This is a genomic window from Methanobrevibacter sp. (assembly GCF_017447225.1).
In the GTDB taxonomy this organism is placed as follows: Archaea; Methanobacteriota; Methanobacteria; order Methanobacteriales; family Methanobacteriaceae; genus Methanocatella.
The window spans coordinates 1-6,912 of record NZ_JAFSNZ010000074.1; the positions used below are offsets into that span (position 1 = coordinate 1).

Annotated in this window: 4 protein-coding genes; 1 reads left to right on the top strand and 3 read right to left on the bottom strand. The window is 32.8% G+C overall.

Features of this window, described 5'->3' with window-relative positions:
* Positions 1-221: 221 nt before the first annotated feature.
* Positions 222-401, bottom strand: coding sequence for a hypothetical protein (locus IJQ68_RS07095; protein WP_292798645.1), 180 nt, complete (start codon positions 399-401; stop codon positions 222-224).
* 5 nt (positions 402-406) lie between these two features.
* Positions 407-751, bottom strand: coding sequence for a hypothetical protein (locus IJQ68_RS07100; protein ID WP_292798647.1), 345 nt, complete (start codon positions 749-751; stop codon positions 407-409).
* Between the two features lie 146 nt (positions 752-897).
* Between IJQ68_RS07100 and purD the strand changes: the two genes are divergently transcribed.
* Positions 898-2,208, top strand: coding sequence for a phosphoribosylamine--glycine ligase (purD, locus tag IJQ68_RS07105; RefSeq protein ID WP_292798648.1), 1,311 nt, complete (start codon positions 898-900; stop codon positions 2,206-2,208).
* Positions 2,209-2,429: 221 nt separating this feature from the next.
* Here purD and IJQ68_RS07110 read toward each other — a convergent pair.
* Positions 2,430-6,912, bottom strand: a 4,483-nt coding sequence (locus IJQ68_RS07110; RefSeq protein WP_292798650.1) for a hypothetical protein, incomplete at its 5' end; no start/stop codon positions are given.

Consider the following 6,912-nt stretch of genomic DNA (forward strand, 5'->3'; position numbering starts at 1 on the left):
ATTACTGGAATAAGAGGTGATTGAACATAATATAAGAAAAATACGATATATTTTACTTATTTAGAATTTATGAAGACCAATTTGATCTATAAATAAAAATTAAAACCATCACCATCTAAAAATTAATTATGGGACACTCCCATTATTCAATTGAACATTGCGCAATGGTTTTTGGTAAATAGTTTAAAAATGACTAAAATTAATTTATAAATGCTTAAAAATTAATCCCCTATATATTTAACTTTAGCTAATATTGTTGCTTCTGCATTATCCTTTAAAATTGTTCTCTGTGCTTTGTGTCTTCCTGTTTTTGGTATTACTTTTGGAGGTTTGATTTGTCTTGCCTCACATAAAATTTTGTATCCTTTAATCTTATCTCCAGTTTCATGATATGTTGTCATGCTATTTATACCTCTCCAAATATTCCTTCTTTAATTAATTCAACTAAAATATCATTTACTTCAAAAGCATCTAATAATAAATCATCCGCTATATCGACTGCATCCACCTCAGGATTTTTTTTAACATATTCTATAATTTCTTGTTTCATTTGCATGTACGGTATTTCTCTTAAAATAACTACTTCATCATAAGTTTTCAATTTTTCTCTAATAGCTTCTCTTACAAAATCAGCACTATTTAGAAATAAGCCATCAGCGACTAATTCATTAATCCGATTATACTCCTGTTCAGCCAATTTTGTACTAACACTTTTACTAATTGGTTGTTGAATATTTACTTCAGGTAACATGATTAAAGGATTTATATATGTACATATATAAAACTTTTTATAAAAATAAAATATCCTTAATTTTAGATGAATTTAAAAAATTAACTTATGAACTAACTATTTAAATATTTTTAAAAATATACATTTTATATAAGGAGAATCTTATTATGAAAGTCTTAGTTGTTGGAACAGGTGCTCGTGAACATGCCATTGCTGATGCTTTAAAGAATGATGTTGAGTTATACTGTTATATGAGTAAAGTAAACCCTGGAATGAGTAAAATTGCAGAGTTTAAACAAGGCGATGAAGGAGAAGTTGAAAAAGTAGCCGAATTCGCTAAAGAAAATGACATTGAAATCGCATTTATCGGTCCTGAAGCTCCCCTTGAAAAGGGAATCGTTGATGAACTTGAAAAGAACGGAATAAAATGTGTAGGACCATGCCAAAGTGCCGCAAGAATAGAAACCGATAAATCATTCATGAGAAAACTCTTTGAAGATTATGAGATTGACGGGTCATTAATATACAGAGTTTTCGATAATTATGAAGATTTAAGCGAATTTTTAGATGACTTTGACCGTGACGTTGTAGTCAAACCTGTAGGATTGACAGGTGGAAAAGGAGTTAAAATTGTTGGAGACCATCTAAAAGACAATAATGAAGCAAAAGAATACTCAAAAGAAGTAATTGATAATGCAATGGGTGGATTTGCACAGGTTATTATTGAAGAAAGAGTAATCGGTGAAGAGTTTACCATTCAGGCATTCTGTGACGGCGAACACTTGGCTCCAATGCCTGCAGCTCAAGACCATCCGCATGCATTTGAAGGAGATCAGGGCGCAATCACCGGAGGAATGGGTTCATACTCCGATGCTGATGGACTTTTACCATTCTTAACACAGGAAGACTATGACAAAGCCGTTAAAATCATGGAAGATACCATCAAAGCAATAGCTGAAGAAGCAAAACCGTACAAAGGCATTCTTTACGGCCAGTTCATGCTGACTGCAGACGGACCTCGCTTAATTGAGTATAATGCAAGATTTGGTGATCCTGAAGCAATGAATGTGTTGCCATTACTTAAAACTCCATTAATTGATGTTTGTAAGGCAATCGTTGACGGAACTTTAGGAGAAGTTGAATTTGAACCGAAAGCAAGTGTATGCAAATACATTGTACCTGACGGATATCCTGAAACAGAATATGCAGGAGAACTGATTGAAGTGGATGAGAAATCCATTGAAGATATGGGTGCAAAAGTATTCTACGCAGCAGTTGGACTTGAAGATGACGGAATTCACCTGTCAGGTTCCAGAGCTTTAGGTATCGTTGCAAGCGGCGAAAGCATTTCCGAAGCAGAAAAAATAGCTGAAAAGGCATGTGACTATGTAAAAGGAAATGTATACCACAGACGCGATGTCGGTACCGAAGAGCTTGTTGAAAAACGTGTTGCACACATGAAAGAAATTTTAAACTAAATTTCTTTTACCTTATTTTTTTATTGAAAATCACCGAAGAAATAACTGTCACTTTAATTGAATTAATGATTAATTATTTTATAGTTTTAATTATTAACTATTAAAATTTTAAATGATATAGTTAATTTAATAAAACCAGTATTTAAAATTAGAACTTATAAAATATGTTATCTATATGAAAAAATAAAAAGTAAGGGAAAATCAAATTTCCCATTTTAATGTTAATTTTTTCTTCTTAATGTTCCGGCAGCTAAAGCAATTAATGCAAGTAAAACCATGATTAATGGATTACCTGTTGCAGGAGTTACATCAACTGATTTTGGAGTTGAAACAGGAGGTTCAACATCAGGAACTACTTCTTCAACAATTACGCTGTCAAAGTCATAGTTATTATTCATGTTAGGGTCATATGTATCGCTGACAACATTAACCTCATTGATGAGTGTACCGGTAGCATTTGCTATTGTTTTAATAATTAAAACCGCACTTTCGCCATTAGCCAAATCTCCGATAGTCCATACACCAGTATTGAAGTCAAATGAACCTTTTGTCATAGCATATGAAACCAATATTAATGTGTTAGGTAAAACATCAACAGCTCTTGTGTTAATTGCTGAATCCGGACCTAAATTAGTAACATTAATTGCCCAGGTTACATATTCTCCTTCAATAGCAACAACAACTTTTTCAACAGACAAATCAGCTACAGGATTTACATGAGTTGTATTGTTGGCATTGTTGTTATCAGGATTAGGATCATAAGTACTGCTGTTTACATTAGCAACATTAAGAATGCTTGAGTTAGAAATTGCCACTAAAGTAGATAATTCTAACTGTACGCTTTCACCATTTTTCAAATCACCGATATACCAGATACATTCTGTTGAATTAAATCTGCCTTTAGTAGCTTTGGATGACTGATAAACTAAACCTTTTTCTAAATTATCAAATACATAAACGTCTTCAGCAGTTCCCGGTCCGTTATTTGTTACAACAATAGTCCAGGTAATCACATCACCGAAATTAGGATTTGAATTTGAAACTTTTTTAATGATGCTTAAATCTGCAATTGAATTGACTTCAACGCTATCGTTAGCAGAGTTATTAGCAGACATTATTACATTAGTAAAGTTTCCGGCAGCAGTAGTATTGAATACTACATAGAATGTTGAATACTCTCCAGGCATTAGGGTAGCATTCAATTTCCATGTTAAAGCTTCATTTATCCACATTCCATCTTCATCAATGAAATGATCATAAATTAGTCCATCATAAGATGTTTCTTCCACTGTCAAATCGTTGATATCGATTAATCCTGTATTATGTACTATAATTTCAAATATTACCTGTTGGCCGACGTAAACTGTTTTGTTTAAAGCGATTTTTTCAATTTCACTTAATGGCTCAAAGACTTTCACAGTATCATTTGAGGTTTTGTTGCCGGAGACGATCACATTGGTAAATTCGCCGGCGCAGGTTGTGTTGAAAACAACAAAGAATCCTGCATATTCACCAGGGGATAATGCAGTGGTATAAGTCCATGTTAAATTATCATAATCCCATGCGCCAATATAATCAGTAAAGTAATCATAGATTAATCCGTCGAATGACAATTCTTTTATGACAATATTATCTAATGCAACTTCACCGTCATTGTGCACAACAATTTCAAATACTGCATTGTCGCCGATGCGCAAGTTTTTATTTAATGCAATTTTTTCAATGACATAGCTTGGTTTTAAAACTAAAACTGTGTCATTTGAGGTTTTTTCTTCTGCAGATACCATGTTTGTGAAATTACCTGTTCGGGTAGTGTTGAAGTAAACTGTGAATCCTGCATATTCGCCAGGATATAATCCAGTTACATTCCATGACAAATCAGCATTTTTAGCGAATAAGCCAGTATAGTCAACAAAACTATCATAAATTAATCCTTCATCAAAGATTTCACTAATTGTAACATTCAGGGCAACATTTCCGGTATTGTGAATTACAATTTGGAATATCGCCTGTTCGCCTAAAATGATTACTGGATTGATAGTGGTCTTAATCAAATCAAATGATCTTACCTCAGTATCATTGTAAACCGGTTCGTCCTCGCTTTTATTGAACACTTGTGTTGTATTATTTGAATATACTACATCACTTTCGTTTGAACCTGCGAATACATAATTAGTAAAGTTACCTACTTTTGTAGTATTGAAATAGACTAATAAAGCAGAATATTCGCCAACTTTCAAAGCATGATTTAAAACCCATTTATTGTTTGAATATGTCCAATCTCCATTGTTAATGAAATGATCATAAACTAATCCTTCATATGAATCTTCAACAACATAGACATCATTCAAATCAATGCTGCCAACATTGTGAACAATGATTTCAAAGATTACCTGTTCACCAACAACGCGATAAGGTGTTAAAGTTATTTTTTCAACTTCCAATTGTCCTTTGATTACTGAAACGGTTGTGTTGTTTTCAATTTTTCCAGTTTCGTTGGAACTTGCAACAACAGTATTTGTGAAGTTTCCTTCAGAAGTTGTCGTAAATGTAACATAGAATGCTGCATATTCATTTGGTGTTAAAACACCGTTTAATGTCCAAAGGCCCTTTTCATAAATCCACAATCCATTGCCCTTATAATCTTTATAGATTAATTCAGCTGGCGCAATATCCTCAACAACAACATTTGTCAAATCAACTTTTCCAGTGTTGTGAACAATAATTTCAAATGTAATTTCATCTCCTGCAACAACAATCGGATTAAGCGCAATTTTTACAACATCCAAACCAGGATTTAGGACTTCTACAGTGTCATTTGAGGTTTTATTTTCAGTTTTATCAGATGATACCACTACAACATTAGTCCAATTACCTAAACTGGTAGCATTAAACTCAATGAATAAAGTAGCATAACTGCCTTTAGTTAAAACACCATTATAACTCCAGGAATAATCATCCAAATAAGTCCAATGAGAAGTATTGTGATAACCAACATATGTCAAGCCTTCAGGAACAATTTCACTAACTTTAACATCAGTCAAATCAGTCTCCCCAGTATTGTGAACTGTAATTTCAAATGTAATGATTCCATTTAAAGTAATTATTTTAGTTAAAGCGAGTTTTTCAACGCTTAACTCCGGTTTAAGAACTTCAACAGTGTCATTTGAGGTCTTATTTTCACAATCATCAGAGCCTGCAACTACTACATTAGTAAAGTTACCTGATTTAGTAGTGTTGAAAGTAACAGTGAAATTTACAGATTCTCCGGAAGCTAAAATACCATTATAAATGAATTTATTATTATTTTTAATCCAATTAACACCATTAAAACTATCATAAATCAGCTCATCAAAGGATTTTTCCTCAACAAACACACCATCTAAATCACAGTCACCAACATTAGTCACGACAATCTCAAAGACCGCCTGATCACCCGCATGAACAACAGGAGTCAAAGTAGTTTTTGTTACATTCAAACCAGGAGTGCGAGGATTCGTTGTGTTATTAGCAATATTATTTTCTTCATTTGGATCTTTAGTGCTGCTGTTAACAACAGCCACGTTTAAAACTGTGACATTGCTTATATTAACCAAAGTTTTAATTTTTAAAACGGCAGTTTCATTATAAGCTAAGTCTCCTATAGTCCAGATACCAGAAGTTGCATTATATTTGCCGTTAGAGTCATCTGAAATGTAAACAAGACCGTTAGGTAATTTGTCTGTGACATATGCATCTTTAGCTTTTCCAGGACCGTTATTTGTCACGATTACAGTCCATATAATTTCATCTCCATAGATAGGAGTTTTATTTGAAACTAATTTAACTGCGGATAAATCAGCGCCAACAACATATGTAGTATTATTTGCTGATTTATTTTCACAATGATCACTGTTAACTACTACAACATTTGTGAAATTACCTATTTCAGTTGTATTGAATACAACAAAGAAATCTGCATATTTTTTAGACTCCAAAGTTGAATTATAAGTCCAACTTAAGTCATTGTTCTTAATCCATTTACCAGTATAGTCAAACCATGAATCATAGATTAAACCCTCAAATTCTTTTTCATAAACTGTAATATTTGTTAAATCAACATTTCCATAATTGTCTATGATTATTTCAAAGATTACCTGTTCTCCTGCAACGACTGTGTGATTGAGAGTAATCTTTTCAACACTGAACTCAGGTTTTACGACATCAACAGTATCATTAGCTGTTTTATTTGGAACCAGGTCATTAGTTACATTGACTACATTAATGAAATGTCCTGTTTTAGTTGTATTGAAAGATACGAAAAATCCTGTATATACTCCCGGGCTTAAATATGAATTAAATGTCCAGCTTAAATCATCATTTTTACTCCATAAACCGGTATCATCAAACCAGCCTGCATATATGAGACCTTCAAAGTCTGTTTCATAAACCGTTAAGTTGGTTAAGGTTACTTCACCTGTATTTCTAATGATTATTTCGAAATAAGCTATTTCTCCCAAATGAATAATCTTATTGACTGTTAGTTTTTCTACAGAGAAATCAGGTTTTAAAACTTTAACGGAATCATTAGCTGTTTTATTTGGAACTTCATCAGAACTTACAACAACCACATTAGTGAAATTACCAACATCAGTAGTATTAAACACTACAAAGAAACCAACAAATTCACCAGGAGCCAAACTAGAACCTAAAGACCAAGTCAAA

Bases quoted from the DNA above. Each gene is read 5' to 3' on its own strand.
- IJQ68_RS07095 (WP_292798645.1), bottom strand. From the start codon at position 401: ATGACAACATATCATGAAACTGGAGATAAGATTAAAGGATACAAAATT.
- IJQ68_RS07100 (WP_292798647.1), bottom strand. From the start codon at position 751: ATGTTACCTGAAGTAAATATTCAACAACCAATTAGTAAAAGTGTTAGT.
- purD (WP_292798648.1), top strand. From the start codon at position 898: ATGAAAGTCTTAGTTGTTGGAACAGGTGCTCGTGAACATGCCATTGCT.